Source organism: Holdemanella biformis DSM 3989, from assembly GCF_000156655.1.
Classification (GTDB): Bacteria; Bacillota_I; Bacilli_A; order Erysipelotrichales; family Erysipelotrichaceae; genus Holdemanella; species Holdemanella biformis.
Genome location: NZ_DS996843.1, coordinates 29,251 through 49,446 on the forward strand (window position 1 = coordinate 29,251; position 20,196 = coordinate 49,446).

15 protein-coding genes are annotated in these 20,196 nt (G+C 33.2%); 4 read left to right on the forward strand and 11 right to left on the reverse strand.

The genetic code is table 11. The features are described 5' to 3' along the window. Window positions 1-507: 507 nt before the first annotated feature. The 5 genes from EUBIFOR_RS12750 to EUBIFOR_RS06940 all read right to left on the reverse strand — a co-directional run bounded on the left by EUBIFOR_RS12750 (window position 508) and on the right by EUBIFOR_RS06940 (window position 5,756). Entirely contained in the window at window positions 508-681 is a 174-nt protein-coding gene (locus EUBIFOR_RS12750) for a hypothetical protein (RefSeq protein WP_154646023.1), read from the reverse strand. Continuing rightward, a complete protein-coding gene (locus EUBIFOR_RS06925) occupies window positions 641-1,894 on the reverse strand; it encodes an RNA-binding domain-containing protein (protein WP_003865270.1) in 1,254 nt (417 codons plus the stop codon). Before EUBIFOR_RS06925 ends, EUBIFOR_RS12750 begins: the two co-directional genes overlap by 41 nt. A 765-nt stretch (window positions 1,895-2,659) precedes the next feature. Next, window positions 2,660-4,522, reverse strand: a complete 1,863-nt coding sequence (locus EUBIFOR_RS06930; RefSeq protein ID WP_003865272.1) for an AAA family ATPase — start codon at window positions 4,520-4,522, stop codon at window positions 2,660-2,662. 149 nt (window positions 4,523-4,671) lie between these two features. Continuing rightward, window positions 4,672-5,352: a hypothetical protein gene (locus EUBIFOR_RS06935; RefSeq protein ID WP_003865273.1), complete on the reverse strand. Its 681-nt coding sequence runs from the start codon at window positions 5,350-5,352 to the stop codon at window positions 4,672-4,674. A gap of 23 nt (window positions 5,353-5,375) precedes the next feature. Beyond that, entirely contained in the window at window positions 5,376-5,756 is a 381-nt protein-coding gene (locus EUBIFOR_RS06940; protein WP_003865274.1) for a MarR family winged helix-turn-helix transcriptional regulator, read from the reverse strand. A 53-nt stretch (window positions 5,757-5,809) separates the two neighbouring features. Here EUBIFOR_RS06940 and EUBIFOR_RS06945 point away from each other — a divergent pair, with 53 nt between their 5' ends. After that, window positions 5,810-8,593, forward strand: coding sequence for an HD domain-containing phosphohydrolase (locus EUBIFOR_RS06945; RefSeq protein WP_147587397.1), 2,784 nt, complete (start codon window positions 5,810-5,812; stop codon window positions 8,591-8,593). A gap of 31 nt (window positions 8,594-8,624) precedes the next feature. On the opposite strand, the gene EUBIFOR_RS06950 is transcribed toward EUBIFOR_RS06945, so the two are convergent. The 3 genes from EUBIFOR_RS06950 to EUBIFOR_RS06960 all read right to left on the reverse strand — a co-directional run bounded on the left by EUBIFOR_RS06950 (window position 8,625) and on the right by EUBIFOR_RS06960 (window position 12,727). Continuing rightward, window positions 8,625-9,890 carry an ATP-binding protein gene (locus EUBIFOR_RS06950; RefSeq protein ID WP_040466359.1) on the reverse strand — a complete coding sequence of 422 codons (1,266 nt, stop codon included), beginning with the start codon at window positions 9,888-9,890 and terminating at the stop codon, window positions 8,625-8,627. 207 nt (window positions 9,891-10,097) lie between these two features. After that, window positions 10,098-11,609: a hypothetical protein gene (locus EUBIFOR_RS06955; protein ID WP_003865277.1), complete on the reverse strand. Its 1,512-nt coding sequence runs from the start codon at window positions 11,607-11,609 to the stop codon at window positions 10,098-10,100. Continuing rightward, the gene (locus EUBIFOR_RS06960; RefSeq protein WP_187116723.1) at window positions 11,597-12,727 is read right to left on the reverse strand and encodes an HNH endonuclease domain-containing protein; all 1,131 of its coding nucleotides are present in this window, start codon (window positions 12,725-12,727) and stop codon (window positions 11,597-11,599) included. Before EUBIFOR_RS06960 ends, EUBIFOR_RS06955 begins: the two co-directional genes overlap by 13 nt. Window positions 12,728-12,807: 80 nt before the next feature. On the opposite strand from EUBIFOR_RS06960, the gene EUBIFOR_RS06965 reads away from it, so the two are divergent. Genes EUBIFOR_RS06965 through EUBIFOR_RS06970 form a run of 3 tightly spaced genes read left to right on the forward strand, consistent with a single transcriptional unit; the run spans window position 12,808 to window position 16,049 of the window. Further along, window positions 12,808-15,372 (forward strand): DEAD/DEAH box helicase, encoded by a 2,565-nt coding sequence (locus EUBIFOR_RS06965; protein ID WP_261795751.1) that lies wholly within the window; start codon window positions 12,808-12,810, stop codon window positions 15,370-15,372. Continuing rightward, window positions 15,350-15,658, forward strand: a complete 309-nt coding sequence (locus EUBIFOR_RS13440) for a DUF3427 domain-containing protein (protein ID WP_003865280.1) — start codon at window positions 15,350-15,352, stop codon at window positions 15,656-15,658. The genes EUBIFOR_RS06965 and EUBIFOR_RS13440 overlap by 23 nt, the downstream gene beginning before the upstream one ends. A 4-nt stretch (window positions 15,659-15,662) precedes the next feature. After that, window positions 15,663-16,049 carry a (deoxy)nucleoside triphosphate pyrophosphohydrolase gene (locus EUBIFOR_RS06970; protein WP_040466311.1) on the forward strand — a complete coding sequence of 129 codons (387 nt, stop codon included), beginning with the start codon at window positions 15,663-15,665 and terminating at the stop codon, window positions 16,047-16,049. A 715-nt stretch (window positions 16,050-16,764) separates the two neighbouring features. Here the strand turns inward: EUBIFOR_RS06970 and EUBIFOR_RS12755 are convergent. The 3 genes from EUBIFOR_RS12755 to EUBIFOR_RS06980 form a co-directional block, all read right to left on the reverse strand. Next, entirely contained in the window at window positions 16,765-16,920 is a 156-nt protein-coding gene (locus EUBIFOR_RS12755) for a hypothetical protein (protein WP_003865283.1), read from the reverse strand. A gap of 79 nt (window positions 16,921-16,999) precedes the next feature. Further along, the gene (locus EUBIFOR_RS06975; protein ID WP_040466312.1) at window positions 17,000-19,708 is read right to left on the reverse strand and encodes a heavy metal translocating P-type ATPase; all 2,709 of its coding nucleotides are present in this window, start codon (window positions 19,706-19,708) and stop codon (window positions 17,000-17,002) included. Between the two features lie 9 nt (window positions 19,709-19,717). After that, a complete protein-coding gene (locus EUBIFOR_RS06980) occupies window positions 19,718-20,011 on the reverse strand; it encodes a metal-sensing transcriptional repressor (RefSeq protein ID WP_003865285.1) in 294 nt (97 codons plus the stop codon). Between the last annotated feature and the right edge of the window lie 185 nt (window positions 20,012-20,196).

Consider the following 20,196-nt stretch of genomic DNA (forward strand, 5'->3'; position numbering starts at 1 on the left):
AAACATTCCTTTATCGGTATAATACAGATACAGAAATACTACTGGATACAGTGGTCACTCTGAATTAAGGTCAAAAGACGCTAGCAATCCATTGTGGCGATGTGAACTAGTGTCTTTTACATTTTTCTATAATAATGAATGTGATTTTTAGTAATTCAACTAAAGCCAATAAAACCATGGCAACATCATGTATAGATAAATATACATACAACACGTCCTCCTGCAAAAAAATCGAAGGATCTGCCGAGAACTCAAGCAGATTTCTTTTTTTAATTCAGAGGGTTCACCATTACTACATCCAGTAGCCAATTCCTATTATAAAACTTCAATGTGAAACATTGTGAATTATGTTCAATAGTTCCTATTTGATCTAAAACGTGTTATTTTCGTTGAATTAGATACGATTTAGCATTCTAAAAGAACACAAAATCATCCTTTTACACATTTTTAGTACCATCTCTACTTATTTTAAAAAGCAGTTAGCCTAAAATTGACCAACTGCCATATTTATTGTTCTTGTGAAGTTCTAGCATCTACACTAGCTCTAATTTCATCCATTCCCGGTTGAATAGCTTCGTATTCTTTCTTGAACTCTTCATCCTGCAATTGTTGCACAAGCATGTCATCAAATGTTTTCATTTTATTTAATTCTATATTTCGTTCCTTTCCCTTTACCTTCAATTGCGATTACACCTTTTTGTTCCATATCTTTCAATAACTTTGTTGTTTTGGATTTACCAAAAGATATATATGGTGCAATTTCACTCATTGATTTCAACATATTTCTACTCAAAAGTTTATACACTACTTTTTCATCTAACGTTAAATTTGTACTCTCTTCATACACAGGAAGTACAATTTGAATCGCATTCTCTGATACTTCAAAACTTGGTTTTATCAATGCTTCAGAATAAACTTGTTTAATTCTTGTAATACCTGTTCCAAATATTTCAACAAACCCCAATCTGTAAAATACATTCGCAAGATTTCTGTTTTTTAAAACCGAAAGTTTTCCTGATAAATATTCATCCTCTGTGATTCCAGATGGTAATCCACCTGGAGATACAACTTCTATTTTATCATCAAACATAGATACTCTAATTTGTGAATCCACATCCCATACTCTATGGATCAAAGCATTCGCAATAGCTTCTCTAAATGCTGCCTCAGGTACCTTTTCCACCATCTTTCGATCAGCTCCTTGAATCACTTCATATTGATAATAATCTCTAAATACACTAAGAGCTTTTTCATATATATCCAAGACAGATGTATTTTCAAAAGTAATCCTCTTTTGTATAACGCTGATGTTTTCTCCAAATTTCACAATATCAATTCCGGGAAAATGATTTTTATCCGCTAAAAGACCAGCTGCATTATTAAAACCATTCACATCATCATATAGGTTCAATGTTTTTAAAGTATCTCTATTAAAAGTTTCAATCTGAATTTTTTCTTTAAGCTTACTTTGCAAAATTTCAAAAGACAACTTTTGATCTTTACAAGGCAATTCTTCAAACCGAATGTTTTTTCCTTCTAAGACAAGTCTTGAAAACTCTAATGTATCTACTTCTATAGTTGAAGTATCGTTTCGTTTATATGCTTTTGATTTATACAAATATGGCTTCTGAAGACCACTCTTTACACTTAATTTTATCGTTTGCTCACTATTTTGAATTTCAAGCGTATAGTTTGGCTGAGGCGAAATATTATCATTGATTTTATTCTCAATATCTAAACAAGCTTGTTTCACATTAGACAAACCTTTTATATTTCCATCATCATCCACACCAAAAAGAATCTCTCCACCATCATAATTCGAAAAGGCACTCACTGTTTCTAGAAAAGTATTCGTAATTGTTTCTTTAAATTCTAGTATTCTTGTTTCTCGCATAAAGAGTCCTTTCCACTATTATTAAATATATTATATGTATAATCACGCATAAAAATAATCGTATTTTTTTATGACTGATTTTACGCGTGATTTCAATCGTATTTTTTCCTTTTTTTGACTGGAATCAATCATATTGATTATGTAAGACCTATATAGCTCTTTTGTGATTACCATTCTTAAACCATTAACAATACGAATACAATAGAAGTCAAAACCATCATTTGCATTAACATTCCTTTATCGGTATAATACATATACAGAAAGACTACTGGATACAGTGGTCACTCTGAATTATTTTATGTCAAAAGACACTAGTTTAATCCGTTGGTGTGGTGAACTAGTGTCTTTTACATTTTTCTATAATCAACAATGTAATTCTTAGTATTTCTACTAGTGCCATTAAACACATGGCAACATCTATATATAGATAAATATACATACAACACGTCCTCCTACAAAATCGGAATCTTTAAGAACTCAAGATATCATCCTTTTCATTCAGAGGGTTCACCGTTACTACATCCAGTAGCCAATTCCTATTATAAATGTCCAATGTGAAAATATTGTGAATTCCAATAAGTTTGTTACGATTGTTCCTATTTGATCTAAAATAACCTATTTTCATTGAATTAGATGCTCTAAATTTCTAAATTCATATAGAAAAAGAGAACGTCGAGTAAGCGTTCTCTTGAAGAAGTTCTAAAATAATAATTGCAATCCCATCACAATGACCCAGTCTTAGAAATCATCAGTAAAACTACTGTTCTAATTTGTTTTAACACAAACACTCTTTCCAGAAAACGCAATTCCAAATTTCAATATTTTTTTCACTCCTTCACTCTTCATTTCAGAATCATATTCCATACTATGAATCTGACAAAGAGCTTCATCTGCCAAAAGTGTTAATTCATCATCATCAAGATTTTTTTTCCACTTTAGTTCCATAATCATTCCAGGATACTTATCATCTCTAGGTATTAAACCAATGTCAAATCTTCCTTTACCAGACTCTCTATTCGATTTTATTTTGTACTGATTATCCATCATCGAAATCAATCCTAAAATCATGCCATGATAGAAAGATTCACTGGCTGTATCATAGAAGCTAATTGTTTTATCCATATATTCCGAAATAGCTTTTTCTAGTTTAACATAATCATTTAAGAACAAACTTTCCGCAATCTTATCTGCAGTCGTTCTTGAAACTGCACCAATCTTCATCAAATGTGCCAAAATCTCACTTTTATAAACAGAAGCTATCTCTTTATTTGGAATCGATACTTGGCACAAATAAGATCCATCCGCCTGCAATTCTTTAATCGTTGTTTTCAAATATCCAGCTACCAATAATAAACTATAAATATTAGTTGGATCCTCTGTAAGTGAACGATAAACAACATTTTGATCTATTCTTGCCAAAACTTTACCCCCACGAATTAAAGAATAAAGCTTTTCTGTAATATCCTCATACGCCACTTTTAAAACATCTTCGAGAATCTCATTCTTTCCAGTATTTACCCAATATGCCTGTGGAACACATCCCTTCGAAATATAATTAATGACTGACCACGGATTATAAATTTCTTCATTCCCAAATAAATATCCATCATACCATTCTTGAAGTTCACTCTCTTTTTCAGTAGCTCCATAATAATCTAACATTTCACTTACTTCTTCATTTGTGAATCCAAAATAACGATCATATGCTTCATCCATCACTGAATTCACAGTTAAATTATTTAATCCACTAAAAATACTTTCTTGAGCAATTCTCAAAATTCCAGTTAAAAAGCCGTAAGAAAGATTTTTATTATCCTTAAAAGCACCAGAAAAGAAATTTCTCATAAAGCCAATGATTTCATCATAGAAATCCTTAGAATACCCTTCCTGGATTGGAGTATCATATTCATCAATAATAATAATTGGAGCTTTATCATAATGAGATGCAAGCATCTTCGACAACTTTTCAAGCGAAAAAGACAATTCTACTTCATTTTCTGTTGCACTTAATACTTTATTAAAATATTCCTTCTCATAATCCGATATTTTTAAACTGCTCAACAATTCCTGATGCCTTCCATATTCTTCTTGAAGCAACGATTTAATTTTCTCTACAGTGGCCTGCCAAGAATCAAACTTTACATCTTTAAAAGTAAGGAAAATCACAGGATATTTACCTTGATGCAAACGATAGTCTTTCCCACACTTCCAAATATTCTTATCTTCAAAATATTTAGATGTATCCTCATCCGTCATTTCAAAATACACTCTAAGCATATCCATATTCAATGTTTTTCCAAATCTTCTTGGTCTTGTGAATAATGAAACCAATGGCTTTTGATCTAAAAACTCCTTAATTAACATCGTTTTATCCACATAGTAATAATCCGATTGAGCACGCACATAGTCTGAAATACCAATAGGCAAAGGCTTTCTATCTGTAGTCATCCCTTTTTTACAATATTCACCAGATGAAATTCTTCCATCTACCGGTTTTGTTGCTTCGTCTGGAATTTCCCAACTTTTTCCATTCTTAACAGCACCAGGAATTCTTCCTGATTTACACAAACTCGTAACTGCGCGAACACTAATATTCCAAATTAAAGCCATTTCTTTACAAGTTTTCATGTGAACACCACCAATCCTACTACCAATAGTATACCTATCATTCAGAAATATGTCGATTTTTTCGGTAATTTATTTAGAAGAATATAATTTCACAACGATATTCTTCTTTTAGAAAATTAAAAAGGTGCTATAAGCACCAGTTTTGTGAATTAAAATAATAATTGTAATCCTATCACAATGACCCACATATAAGCACAAGTCTTAGGAATCATCAACAATCCAATCATTGGCTTTGTCTTAGACCACAAAGTAACTGGAATATAGCAACCAAACGAAATAATAATAGCTGCAACCATACGGTTTAAGTGTAAATCATACATATTCCCTGAAATCGCATAAAGAAGAATTACACCAATTCCAGTTACGGCAAATACAGCATTACGAATTACAGAAAGCTTCATATTCCCTTCTTCACTCGTCCAATTGTTTTGTGGTAAGAAACATACTACGATACGAATAATAGCTGAAATCCAAATCATGGCTTCAATCCAAAGTGGAGCTGTAAGCGTTGGGAAAGTTAATTTCCAGATAAACAATAAGATAATATAGAACACTGTCATTGTGATTGAAGATACCTGCAATCCAATACCAAGTTGTCTTTTGATTTTGTCATTTGTTCCATATACAGCTCTTTTAATACGAGGAACCAAATGGAATGCATCTCCACCACATAATGTTAATGTTAATACACCATATAAAATAAACAATGGATTTCCTTTTGAATATACAAAAAATAAGATTCCGGCAATTAAGTCAAAAATCAAGTAACAAGCATCAAAAATAGCTTCCATTAAATCCGGCATTTTAATTTTATAATTATTTTTACTCATTTAACAACATCCTTTCTGCATTGTCATACACCTTTTGAAATACATTCATAAACACTTTGTGTAAGACCATCAAACATGTCTTGTGCAAACTCCTTTTGCGCCCACTTACCATCTTCAATCACTTCATTAGCCATTTGAAGCAAATGAATTGTGACACGCTTTTTGTTTGCAGGATCCACTCTTCTTTCAATCAAACCACGATCTTCTAATACTTTAAGTGAAGTTGAAACATGAGACTTTGTAGACTTACGAATACGAACAATGTCCGCCGCCGTATTATACTTAGGATTATTATAAAGAAACATCAATATGTCATATTCCATCTGACGTAAGTCATACTTTTCACAAACCCCCGCCATCTTCATCTCATAATATCTTGTGATTGTTTTGTCAACAAAAATCATTGACACAATTCTTAAAAAAAGGGATACTCTCATTAGGAGAGAAGAGGTTAAGAATGCGTACACAAAAATATAACCTGCAAAGAATAAAAGTATTCTTCTATATCTTAATGATTGCCATTTTAGGATGGTTTTGTTTCATGCAACTCTTTGGAGCCAACGAACAAGAGCATGATGTTCAATCTCATTCCATTGTCTATACACAAACGTTTTATTGGGAAAAAGAAGATGGTTCCAAACAAAAAATTAATATCCCAGGAAAATATGAAGTAAAACCTGGCCATACAATGGTTATTCATACAACTCTTCCTAAAGATTATAATGAAACTTCCTTTGCGATTCGCTCCTCCTTACAAGATGTTAAATTCTATGTAGATAATACATTACGTAAAGAATATTCTACAAAAGATACGCGCCTTGCCGGTAAAAATTCGGCGAGTCGATATATATTTTGCCCCACGACCTATAAGGATGCAGGAAAAACATTACGCATTGAACTTACAACCTATACTTCTAACTATTCTGGTGTAGTCAACGAAATTTATTGTGGAAGTGAAATCGATATTTGGCAACATATATATAGCGATTATAAAATGTCCACATTCATTGCCTTCTTCATTTTATTTGCCGGCATTACATCCGTTCTATTTGGTTCAGCCCTAAAATTTACTTATCACACCAATTTCAGCACGGAATATTTGGGCTGGTGTATGATCATGGGAGCCATCTGGATGCTTGGAGAATCCAAAATCCGCCAAATCTTAGTACCAAACGCATCTTCTCTAGCCTCATTATGCTTTGTGATGATCATGCTTAGTCCTTTACCAATACTTTTCTATGCCGATAGCATCCAAAATGGAAAACATCGAAAGCTCTATAAATATATTGGCTACATTGCCCTTTTAAACTTTGTAGTTTCATCCATCCTATATTTGACAAAAGTTAAGGACTACATTGAAACATTGCCCGTTGCCCAATGCATTCTGATCTGCGTATTTATTATGGTATTTATTCATTTATATCAATATATACATTCAACAAGTAAATCCCGCTCAGACTACTTCTTACTTTTCGGACTCTTTTTAGTTTTAATCTGCGTAGCCATTGAAGGTATATCCGTTTATTTTGTATCTATGGTTTCTGGCCTCTTTACGGGTATTGGCATGATCATATTACTACTCGCAAACATTGTTCGTACCATCCATAAAATTCATGTTGCGGAACAAACACGCCATCAAAAGGAATTGGAAATTGAAAAGAAAGAAAACAAAAAAATAACACTTCAAATGATGCAATCTCTTTCGACAACGATTGAGGCAAAAGACGAATATACACGTGGTCATTCAAGGCGTGTTGCTCAATATGCTGCTTTGATTGCGAAAAATCTTGGTTGGACAGATCAGGAAATCGAAAACATTAAAAGCTGTGCTTATCTACATGACATTGGAAAGATTGGTATTCCTGATCAAATTTTAAATAAACCAGGTCAATTAACGGAAGATGAATTTAATTTAATCAAACAACATCCGATTATTGGCCAAGACATCCTAAAAGATATCACAATCATACCTCACCTAGGTGAAGTCACAAGAAGTCATCATGAACATTACGATGGTACTGGCTATCCCGATGGACTGAAAGGTAATGAAATTCCTATTCAAGCACGTATCATTACGCTTGCCGATAGTTATGATGCTATGAATTCAAAAAGAATCTATCGTAATGCGCTTAGTATTGAACAAATTAAAGAAGAAATCAAAAAGAATGCAGGCACTCAATTTGATCCTAAAATCGCAAATGTTTTCCTAAAGCTTATGGACGATGGATCTTTGTTTAACTTAGAACACGAAATTATTCCGGTTCAAGAAAATACAATTGATAAATTTATATCCGATGTTGTATCGACTATTAAAAATCAGGAAGAAACAAAGAACTATGACTATCTTACAGGCCTTCCTGTACGTAGTGTAGGCCAAAAGTATATAGCGATTACGATGCAAAAAACAACGGGATGCCTTATCTTTTTAGATATGGATAATCTTAAGAAAATCAATGATGTCTATGGACATAAAGCAGGGGATCGAGCTTTAAAAAGCTTAGGAAAACTATTATTAAACATCCCATTTGATAAAATTACATGCAGAATGGGCGGAGACGAATTCCTTCTATTATTACCAAAAGTAAGTATTGAAGAAACCGAAACTATCATGTCCGATTTAATCGAACAATTCAAAGGTATTGTAGAAAACGATCATGAAATTCATTTTGCGACACTCTCTGCAGGTATGCTCATGACCACAAAAAATGATAATTTTGAAGATGCTTGTTCAAAAGCTGACAAAGCCTTATATTATGTAAAACAAAATGGTAAAAACAACTATTCTTTCTACAATCAGATTCAACATAAAAACACATCCAATAATACGGCAGACCTAAAACAAATTGCCAAATCCCTACATACAAGTGGAAGTTATACAGGCGCTTTAAGTCTAGACTTTAGAGAATTCACTCGACACTATGAGTACATACATCAACTAATGGTTCGAAATCATTCTTGTTGTTATTTGGTGATGGTAACGATGGAAACTGTAGAAGACACACTTCCATATATTGAAAAAATTGAAGAAGCCTTAACAAATATGGGTGAAGCCATCCACAAAAACATTCGAAAAGTCGATGTTTGTACACGCTACAGTGCCATGCAATATTTGATCATTCTATCCCAACCAACAGAAGCAGAAATTCCAAATATTATGACACGCATTTTTATGCAGTACTATAAGCTTCAAGACAGCCAAAACTTCACACCAACCTATGAATATATCGCAATGAAGGATTAAAGGAGATCGACTCACATGTCAATCTCCTTTTCTAATCTAACAACCACTTCCAAATTGGAACCACATCTATCTTTATTCCATCACAATTCAATTTTGTTTCCTCACTATTTGTAACAAGAAGACACTTTGTATCTGGGATAAATTGATTCAATTTCACAAATGCCCTAGTTTCACGTTCTAAAGTATCTACATCATCTAATACTTGCATACTCACTTGTATTGCCAAATTTTCACTTGGAATATAAAAATCTACTTCGATATTATTTTCAAAGAAATACACATTTTCAAATCCATATCTTCGAATCAGCTCAACCGCAACCAAATTTTCCAATTGAGCTGTTTTGTAATCCAACAACATCAACCCCAACAATCCAGTATCCATGAAATAATACTTAGGTGATGTTTCTTTTTCCACAAGCTTTGCTGCATAATTTTGTAGTGAAAATATCAAATATGAATCTAACATATATCCTACATAATTGATTACCGTTTGTTTACCAATAGAAATACCGGCACTTTTCACTATATTCGTTAACCGATTAAAAGACAAAGCTTTCGTTACAGACTCTGCAATCTTCTTTAAAATTAATCGCACCGCAAAATCATTTGTAATTTTGTTTCTTGTAATAATATCCTGTAAATAAACAGTTTGATAAATATTATTTAAAAATGGTCTTTTATTTTTAATATCCACCAATTCAGGAAAAGCTCCATAAGTCACATACTGTTCATATTGACTTACAATATCTGCACGCTTTTTTGTACCTATTTGAGCAAGCATTATATTCTCAATATGATTTGCACTCAAATATTCCTTAAATGAATATGGAAATACATTCACAATCATAAATCTTCCACCTAAAGTAGAAGCTATTTCTTTACTTAGCATCTTACTATTGCTTCCTGTGATATTGATTCGATATTTCATATCCGCAACTCTACGAACAAATTTTTCCCAACCATCAACATTCTGAATCTCATCTAAAAATAAGTATGGTTTCCCTTTCGAACCAGAAAATTCAATACCAATCTCTAGTATTGTATTTAAATCATCCACACCAATCTCCAATAGACGCTCATCTTCGAAGTTAACATATACTATTTGCGACGATGAAATTCCATCATTCATTAAGTTGTGAATCTGTTGATACATCATATATGATTTTCCCGTTCTTCGAATACCAACAAAACAATAATTTACATTTTCTTCTAAATTATAATCCCTAGAAATCAATGGATTATCAAGATACATCTCCTTTTGATCTATTATTATTTGTTTCAAAATATCTCGATTCATATACATCAACCTTCTTCACCTTATCATATCTAGATATTGTCTTACATACAAGACAATATTAACACTTTTTTGTCTTATTAACAAGACAACATTCATATATTTTTGTCTTACTCACAAGACAAAAGCCTTCCGAATAAATTTGTATACTCGTAAGTATACTACTCATGAGTATACAAATATTCAATAAGTCTTTCACTGTATTTTTCTTTATTCTCCCAGTTCATCCAACATATCATCTACACCATCACGATAATTTTCATCGTTATCGTAACGATTCTCATCATAATCACCAGAATATGCATCATCACTTCCTTCATCATAAGACGAAGAAGATGATGAGTTTGAACTTTGCCCCTCTTTCTTTTTACGTTTTTCTTCCCTTACCTTAAACTCATTTTGTTCAGCTTTCCGCCTACTCTCAATACGATACTGCTCCTGTGCCATATCCCATTCTGCCTCTTCCTTTTTCAAAGAAATATATCCATATCCAAACAGAAGTCCAATAATGATCAAGAAAATAATTCCACCCTTACCATTTGATGTTTCCTCCTGTTTAATAGCTACTGAAGCCCTGGCTTGATTTACATTTCTAGAAGATTGACTCACATGCTTACTGCGAATCTTTGGGGATCTCGTCACACTTTTATTAGATGAAGTGCCACCCTGATTTACCTTACGAACCTTTGAAGATTGTACTTTAGGTGGAGTTGTCTTCACCATTTTAGGTGGCTCAACCACCACTTTCTTATGTATATCAATCAATCTTCTAAATATAAAATGAGCCAACCAATTAATAAAGGCATCCTCAAAATCTATACTCATACATGTTAATACGCTAAGAAACGCAAGTAAATCATCATCAAAATATTCATCCTCGCACCAAGGCTCCTCATAAAGCATTTCTTGAACTTCATCCTCTGATTTACCATCATACTTACGAACAAGCTCATCATCACTCATATCCAAGATTTTTTTAACACCATCACCAACGATTTTCTTACGTGTTTCTATACCTAATTTCTTAGACTTCTTTCTCTCTGCTTTTGTAGGTATATTAGGTAGTTTCGTTTCTTTTTTAGTAACAGGTACATCCACACCATACTGCTGCATCACCCGTATTAACTCTTTTGAAAGCAATCCCTTTTCATTTGCTTGGATATAAATTTCTTCATAGATTGGACAAAAACTACAAGCCTCACTAAACTTATCCTCTTCAATTAAAGAATTTAGTAACTCCATAAACCCATACGAACTATATTCCTTTATACACTCTTCGCAAATAGAAGCATAGAAATGTCTTAAACAAACAGAAACATAGAACTCGTTTTCTTTACATTGTTTAGAAACATCCTCAATATGTTTCTTTGTTTTACTTGAATCCAAAATCATACGATAAAGAGTACTCGCCAAAGGATTGCACAATATGCCAAAGTTCACATTTCGACAAGACTCTAACATTTTTTCCTTCACAAGTTCAATTTCTACATTAATCTGACTTGTACTTCCCTGCATCATTAATATACGAATTTTTTCAAGACTATCTATATCACGATTCAAATGATTCGTATTCATATTTGAAAAAGGAAGTTTAATATCTTTATATTTACCACAAATCATTTTATTCTCTACATCATTTACTAAACTCGAATACTTTTCTTTACACTCCTTGTAATAGTCATACCAATCTAGAAACTCTTTTGAAATTATTATATTTTCCATTCACTATACCCCTGCATTCTAGCCGCCTCATACAAAGGATACATATGCGCTTCTAACTTATGTTTAAACTCATATTCCGTATTACCTTTAATATACAATTCTTCTATTGCCCATAAAGACTGAAGATTTTTTGCATAACATTTCTCAAACAACTTATGAATTGAATCATATTCTACAACACTCTTATACAAGTCATACTCCATGTTTGCCATCTTATTAAAGTACAAATCCCACTCTGGCAAATGATTACTCTTTGAGCGATTTGCGCTCGCATTGCTCGGTATTAAATTCCACATTTCATCATGTGCTACATAAGACCACGGAATGAAGTGATCCACATCAAACGTAGATTCTAATTTATTACCTGTATATATATCCACAATTTCTTTATTTGACACTTCAATATGCGCATTCCACAAATCACGAACTCTTTCTAAATGCCTTACATTATTCCTTTCATCATCCAGTTTATTAATAATTCCAGGCACGCCCGGATTGATCATTTGAAGAAATTGAATCTTATTATACTGAATCCAATTTTTAATGATCAAATAATTATCCATTAAGAAAGGAATCCATTCCTCTTGTAAAACAACACACTTACCAATCCCAACTCCATTCTCAATAATATAAGGCAGATGAATTTCTTGATTCAATATTTGAATATATTCAATACGATACGCATCCCCTTTATCCTGAGTAAGTTCAGATGAAAAACTACTCAATAATTTATAGGGAACATTCTTTGCCAACTTTCGCTTATATTCCAAAACTAAATAATTCTGTTCTTTTAATACACTACGAATTCCATCTGGTTTAGAATTCTCATTTAAAGACGTATTTTCAACCAATACATCAATAGCACGATTGATCGCATCTCTTCTTTCTCCTTCAATCATTGGCCCCAAAAACAAATGATATTGTGTAACTGTATACCAAGCTGATACAATCATCTCATCAAAGATTTCATCAAAAGAAAACCGATGTTTTTTTAGCATCAAATTCATAATAGCTTCTAACCAATAGAATTTGTAGCATTGCGTAGGATGATCCAACATACTCCCAAAAGCCCGATAATCCAGTTCCCCAGAATAGTCATCTTTTTTTATAAATTCCATATTCATACCCATGTTCTTTCTACAATTATTATAACCTTTTCGATCTATGATTTCATTTTAATGCTGGTATAATGTTAGGTATGAACTATCAAAATATACAAAGCGGATTATCCACCGCATTTCTAGACAAAAATATATCTTCCAACGTATTATATCGACCTCAATTTATTTCAAACGATTATAAGAATGGAAGAAAAGTATTAAGCACCATTGAAGATGAACTATTACACTGCGACTCCTTTTTAATCAGTGTAGCCTTCATTACGATGGGAGGCATTACCCCCTTGCTTCAAACGCTTCGTACTTTAGAAGATAAAGGCATTAAAGGTAAAATTCTAACAACGGACTATTTGGCATTTAGTGATCCAAAAGCATTAGATAAACTCGCTACATTTTCAAATATTGAACTTAAAATGTACCTAGTACCCGACTCAAAGAATGGCTTTCATACCAAGGGATATATCTTTCAATCAAATGAAATCTATAAGATCCTCATAGGTTCTAGTAATATGACAAATACAGCACTTACTACAAATCGAGAATGGAATACAAAAATTGTGTCCACAAAATCCGGAGAATTCGTTTCCGAAATGTTAGATGAATTTGAAGTCTTATGGAATCATCCAAATACATATTCCTACAATGCATTTATTGGTGCTTATAGAGTGCATTATGAAGAATACAAAAAGGTGAAACAAAAAGAAGAAATTAAATTACCTTCTAAACAGCTGATCCCAAATTCTATGCAACAGGCTTTTATTTCAAGTCTTAGAAATATTCGCAATTCAAATGAATCAAAAGCACTTTTAATCTCAGCTACCGGAACCGGAAAAACCTATGCCTCTGCCTTTGCACTTCAAGACCAAAATCCAAAGAAAGCCCTATTTTTAGTGCATAGAGAGCAGATTGCCAAACAAGCTCTTCAAAGCTACAAAAATGTATTTAAAGATACAAAGACATTTGGACTTTTATCTGGAAACAGCAAGGATATAAATGTAGATTATTTATTCGCAACGATGCAAACGATGTCTAAAAAAGAAGTGTATTCAAGTTTTGATCCAAATACATTTGATACGATCATCATTGATGAAGCACATCGCATTGGAGCTAAAAGCTACCAAGAAATCATGGACTACTTTAAACCAAAATTTTGGCTAGGAATGAGTGCAAGCCCAGAAAGAACGGATGACTTTGATGTATATGCAGCCTTCGACCATAATATCGCCTATGAAATACGTCTTCAACAAGCTCTAGAAGAAAACTTATTATGTCCATTCCACTATTTTGGTATTACCGACTTTTTAACAGACGGAAATGAAACGGATTTTACGGATTTTAACTATTTAACATCCAACCAAAGAGTTGATTACATTATCAAACAAACTAATTATTATGGCTATAGCGGAGAAAGAGTCAAAGGACTCATGTTTTGCAGTTCAAAAAAAGAAGCGGCTGCCCTTAGTGAAAGATTAAATTTAAGAGGCTATCGAACTCTAGCCTTAAGTGGAGAAGACAGTCAAGAAAAAAGAGAAGATGCGATTGATCGTTTAGTATCCGATACAAGAAGTGACTATCTACAATACATATTAACTGTAGACATTTTTAATGAAGGTGTCGACATTCCTGAAATCAATCAAGTCGTCCTTTTAAGACCCACACAATCGCCTATCGTTTTTGTGCAACAACTAGGTCGAGGATTAAGAAAATCACAAGACAAAGAATATGTTGTCATTCTAGACTTCATCGGAAACTACAAAAACAACTTTATGATTCCAATCGCCCTATCTGGAGATCGTTCTTACAATAAGGACAATATAAGACGCTATGTATTAGAAGGTGAAAGAATTATTCCAGGATCGAGTACAATTCACTTTGATGAAATCAGTAAAAAACAAATCTTTGCGTCAATTGATACGGCCAACTTTGCGGATATCAAACTCATTAAGGACAGTTATAAGAATCTAAAGAACAAACTTGGAAGAATTCCTACTCTTATGGATTTTGAAGCTTATGGAGAAATTGACGTACAAAGAATTTTCGACAACAAATCTCTAGGATCTTACTATGCCTTTTTAAAGAAATATGAAAAGGATTATAAAGTACGATTGAATGAACTTGAAGAAAGTTTTATTAAATTTATTTGCACAAAACTAGCCAATGGAAAAAGAAAGATTGAAATCGAAATATTAAACGATTTAATCGATGATAAAGATTATATATTCCCAAATGACATATCTCAAACAAATGTATTCAATATCTTCACCAACGAATTTCCAACGGGATCTGGAAAGAATACTTTTAAAGATTGTATTTTTATTGAAAATAAGAAAATTTCAAAACCATTTAAGACATGTCTAGAAAATGACGAATTTAAATCCATGGTAAAAGAAATCATTGAATATGCATTGGATCAATATAATAAACATTATAAGAATACATATAAAGATACAAACTTTGTACTCTACCAAAAATATACATATGAAGATGCATGTCGCTTATTAAATTGGCAACACAATGAAGTTCCATTAAACATTGGCGGATACAAATATGATCAAACAACCAAAACATTCCCTGTCTTTATCAATTATGACAAGGCAAATGACATTCAAGATACAATCAAATATGAAGATCTATTTTATCAATGAAAGTCAATTGATTGCGATATCCAAATCCGGAAGAACGACAAGTAGTGATGACGTACAAAACTTTCTATACGCCAAAGAAAGAGGGATTGAAGTTCATTTGTTTGTGCGAAAAAACAAAGATGATAAGACAAGCAAAGAATTCTATTATTTAGGTAACATGCAAGCAGAAATTGATAAGACAAAACAGTTTATGATGCCAAACACACAAAAAACAGCCGTTGAAATCTTATGGCAATTAGATACACCCGTAAGAGAAGACATTTATCGATATATTGTAGAGGAGTGATTTTTTGAAAACAATACACGTAGTGGCCGCTATTATTAAAGATGGTAATAAAATATTTGCCACCCAAAGAGGCTATGGCGAATTCAAAGACGGATGGGAATTTCCAGGAGGAAAAGTAGAACCCAATGAAACAAGTAGACAAGCGATTGTTCGTGAAATCAAAGAAGAATTAGATACAACCATTCAAGTTGAAGAATACTTTGATACCGTCGAATATGACTATCCAAACTTCCACCTATCCATGGAATGTTTCATTTGTACAATTCTTGAAGGAAAGCTAACACTATTAGAACATGAATCCGCAAAATGGCTTACAAAAGACACATTAGACTTAGTAGATTGGCTACCTGCAGATTTAGGATTAATCAAGAAATTAAAAGACATATTATAATCCCATACAACATTTTAAAATACCTAAAAACGAGCATTTCATCTTTATATAAAGAATAAATGCTCATTTTTCTTTTATCCAACTGTCAAATAATCAACAAATTTATGAGAATTCATAATGTTTTCACATTGAAGTTTTATAATTGAAATTGGCTACTGGATGTGGTTGGTGGTTACCTCTTGTTAAGGAGATTTGAAGCCTTGAATCTTGAGTTCCAGGTAAGTAGATCTTTCTATTTTTTACAGGAGGAAAGCTTATGTATATATATCTACATATTGATGTTGCTTTTGTGTTATTTGCCATAGTAGAAATACTAAAAGTAACATTGATTATTATAGAAAAATGCAAAAAGCACTAATCACCACTGACAATGGAAAAAGATTAGTGCTTCAGCATTAATTTTATTTCAGAGTAACCACTGCTTTTCCAGTAGTCGTTCTCTATATGTATTATACAAAGAAACCGAATGTATTTCCACAATAAAAATCAAAATCCCATACAACATTTTATCAATATCAAAAGCATCTATTATTACTTTATTTAAAGGCAATATTGAGATTTTCATGTGATTCAACTGTCAAATAAATTTCAAATCGATTAAAATTCCATACAACATTTGATTAGTTTTAAAAACATCTATTTTCACTTTATATAAAACATACATCAAGACTTTCACTTAATTTAACTGTCAAAAAAAAAGAATAATTCAAACGAACTATCCTTTCTTTGGTTGAATCCAATATACACTTTCTGCAACACGAACTTTCAAACCATCCATTATCATTTCTTTTTGTTGAAAGTTTGCCAAAACATTCAAGCGATTCCAGAAAGTTCTTTCGCAAGTGGATTTCCCATCAATAAAACATTCCATTTTGCGTCTCCCTCGACGTCTATCATAGAATATTCTGAATCCGCTTACAAGTCTTGACTTTTTTAATTTTTATGATTCTTTATTTCACAGAAATGACTGTATATCCTGCATTTGTCACGGCATCACTCAACATCTGATCTGTGACATTCTCTGTACAATTTAATGTAGCTGTTTTTTCATCTAAACTAACCACTACATCACTTACACCTTCCACTTTACTTAATGCATCCTTTACATGTGCCACACAATGCATGCACATCATGCCATCAACTGTTACTATTTTTTTCATTTTCTTTTCCTCCTTATATTCAACGGGAATATAACCCGCATCTTTAACTGCTTGTTTTAAAGCCACCATATTTACTTGTTGCACATAATCAATATCGGCCTTACCCAAATTATAATCCACACGAACTTCTTTTACATTTGGAACTTTCTTTAAAGCATCCTCAACCAACCATGCACAATGCCCACAAGACATACCATCAATATGCATTGTGAATGTTTTGACTTCTTCCATTTCAATTCTAGGTTTAAAATAACGAAGTCGTAAAGCGTTTGTGACAACACAAACACTACTCAAAGACATACATGCCGAACCAATCATTGGTGATAATCGAAGTCCAAATGCTGGATACAATAAACCTGCCGCAACTGGGATTCCTAAAATGTTATAGAAGAAAGCCCAAAATAGATTCATCTTAATATTTTTAATAACGTCACTTGATAAATCAATTGCCGTCACTACATCTAATAATGAACTCTTCATCAAAATCACATCCGCACTATCTAAGGCAATATCGGTTCCAGCACCAATCGCAACTCCAATATCAGCGCGCATTAAAGCAGGCGCATCATTAATTCCATCACCAACCATCATAACCTTCTTACCTTGTTCTTGAAGCTTACGAATCACACTCTCTTTATCTTGTGGTAACACATCACTGATGACTTCATCCACACTTAAAGATTTACCTATTGCTTCAGCCGTCTTTTTGTTGTCGCCCGTCAACATAACCACATGCATATTCTTCTTTTTAAATTGTTCTAATGCAACCTGACTTGTGCTACGCACTGTATCCGCCACACTAATTAAGCCAATCACATTTTGATCTTCCACAAAAATCAATGGTGTTTGACCTAAACTTGCATAAGCATCTAAATCATTTAATACTGTTTCGTTGAGTTCAATTTTATTTTCTTCAACCAATCTCTTATTTCCAGCCAAATACACATGACCATTTAGCTTAGCCTGAATACCACGACCCGAAATATTTGTGAAGTTTTCAGGTTGTTCTAGATTCATATTTTTATCTTTCGCATATTCCACAATGGCCTGTCCTAAAGGATGTAAAGAACCACTCTCTAAGCTTGCCGCCACTGAAATAAAGTCATTCGCACTTATACTTGTATATAACTTTATATCCTGAACACTCGGCTTTCCTGAAGTAATCGTACCTGTCTTATCCAATACAATCGTATCAATCGAATGTAGCTGTTCTAATATGGCAGCCGACTTAATTAAGATACCATTTTCTGCAGCCTTACCTGTACCTACCATGATCGCAACTGGAGTTGCTAAACCTAAGGCACAAGGACAAGAAATAACCAATACACTAATCGCATTGGAAAGCGCAAATTGAATCGTTTGACCACTTATTAACCATACGACAAATGTAATCAATGCGATCAAAATCACAACTGGAACAAATACACCACTTACTTGATCTGCCAAACGAGCAATAGGTGCCTTTGAATTTCCTGCATCATCAACCAGCTGAATGATCTGAGCTAACGTTGTATCTTGTCCTACCTTTTCAGCCTCAAACTGAAAAGTGCCATTCTCATTCATAGTAGCTGAAATAACAGAATCCCCTACATTCTTTTCTACCGGAAGACTCTCACCCGTAATCGCCGACTGATCTACATAACCTGTACCAGAAACAACTTTACCATCTACAGGAATTCTTTGTCCTGGACGAATCACAACTATATCATGAATTCGAATACTCTCACTTGAAACAACGACTTCTTGACCATTTCTTAAGATTGTCGCATTTTTCGGCGCCAAATCCACCAATTTATCTAGCGCATCACTCGTTTTTGCCTTGGATCTAGACTCTAAATACTTTCCGACGCTGACCAAAGTCACAATTGTTGCAGCCGACTCAAAGTATAAAGAGTGCATAGCCATATGCGCCATTTCCATATTCTGTACACCAAAATAATAAGCCATTTGATAAATGCCGACTAAGCCATACACAAAGCTTGCACCTGAACCCATCGCAACCAAAGAATCCATATTGGCCGACTTTTTAATTAAAGCTTTAAATCCCGTAATAAAGAAATGTCTTTGAATAAATAATATAAATAGACATAGAATCAACTGTGTTAAAGCTGAAACCATCATCCATTCCATACCCTCTAGAATCGGAAGACCTACCATAGGTCCCATCGCAATCACAAGTAATGGAATCAATAAAACTAAACTTAAAATCAATCTTTGTTTAGCACTTCTCTGATCCGATTCAACAAGGTCCTGACGATTCTGCCATTCCTTTTTAACTTCACCCTTTTCACCATGCACACTAGCTGTATAACCAATTTGTTTTACAGCTTCACAAATCACTTGTTCATTCACCTTATCTTGATCAAATTCAACCTTCATTGAATTCGATAATAAAGAAACATCACAATGACTCACACCATCTAATTTACTCACAACACGAGTTACATTAGCTTGACAAGCTGCACAAGTCATGCCTGTCACATCAAATTTTTCTTCCATTAAAACCACCTACTTTAACTTCTTTACTAAATCCATAACCTCACTCATAATTTCTGTATTTCCATTTTGAACATCCTCAACGACACACGTATTCAAGTGTTCCTGCAAAACAATATATCCAAACGCCTGCAAAGCACTCTCTACAGCCGCTACCTGCACCAAGATATCGCCACAATACCGATTCTCCTTCAACATATTTTCAATTCCATTTAATTGTCCTACCATACGATGAAGACGATTCGTCAATTGTTTGATTTCTTTCTCATCTCTAGGCTGATGCTTTTTATGACAACAATCTCCCATATATTTCACCCCGATACAATGATATACCCCCTACAGGTATATTTCAAGTAATATGATTATGGCATAATAAAAGAAAGGAAAAAACAATATGAAATATAATTATTACGTGTATCTGCCAAGAATTGGAACCATTCTTGTCATGTTTTTAACGTGCAGTGCACTCTTCTTTAAAGAAATCTTTTTTA

What these genes read in the sequence shown, in the direction of transcription:
- EUBIFOR_RS06950 (WP_040466359.1), bottom strand. Translation starts at nt 9,890, where the DNA reads ATGAATCGAGATATTTTGAAACAAATAATAATAGATCAAAAGGAGATG.
- EUBIFOR_RS06925 (WP_003865270.1), bottom strand. Translation starts at nt 1,894, where the DNA reads ATGCGAGAAACAAGAATACTAGAATTTAAAGAAACAATTACGAATACT.
- EUBIFOR_RS06945 (WP_147587397.1), top strand. Translation starts at nt 5,810, where the DNA reads ATGCGTACACAAAAATATAACCTGCAAAGAATAAAAGTATTCTTCTAT.
- EUBIFOR_RS06930 (WP_003865272.1), bottom strand. Translation starts at nt 4,522, where the DNA reads ATGAAAACTTGTAAAGAAATGGCTTTAATTTGGAATATTAGTGTTCGC.
- EUBIFOR_RS06965 (WP_261795751.1), top strand. Translation starts at nt 12,808, where the DNA reads ATGAACTATCAAAATATACAAAGCGGATTATCCACCGCATTTCTAGAC.
- EUBIFOR_RS06975 (WP_040466312.1), bottom strand. Translation starts at nt 19,708, where the DNA reads ATGGAAGAAAAATTTGATGTGACAGGCATGACTTGTGCAGCTTGTCAA.
- EUBIFOR_RS06935 (WP_003865273.1), bottom strand. Translation starts at nt 5,352, where the DNA reads ATGAGTAAAAATAATTATAAAATTAAAATGCCGGATTTAATGGAAGCT.
- EUBIFOR_RS13440 (WP_003865280.1), top strand. Translation starts at nt 15,350, where the DNA reads ATGAAGATCTATTTTATCAATGAAAGTCAATTGATTGCGATATCCAAA.
- EUBIFOR_RS12755 (WP_003865283.1), bottom strand. Translation starts at nt 16,920, where the DNA reads ATGGAATGTTTTATTGATGGGAAATCCACTTGCGAAAGAACTTTCTGG.
- EUBIFOR_RS06955 (WP_003865277.1), bottom strand. Translation starts at nt 11,609, where the DNA reads ATGGAAAATATAATAATTTCAAAAGAGTTTCTAGATTGGTATGACTAT.
- EUBIFOR_RS06980 (WP_003865285.1), bottom strand. Translation starts at nt 20,011, where the DNA reads ATGGGAGATTGTTGTCATAAAAAGCATCAGCCTAGAGATGAGAAAGAA.
- EUBIFOR_RS06960 (WP_187116723.1), bottom strand. Translation starts at nt 12,727, where the DNA reads ATGGAATTTATAAAAAAAGATGACTATTCTGGGGAACTGGATTATCGG.
- EUBIFOR_RS06940 (WP_003865274.1), bottom strand. Translation starts at nt 5,756, where the DNA reads ATGATTTTTGTTGACAAAACAATCACAAGATATTATGAGATGAAGATG.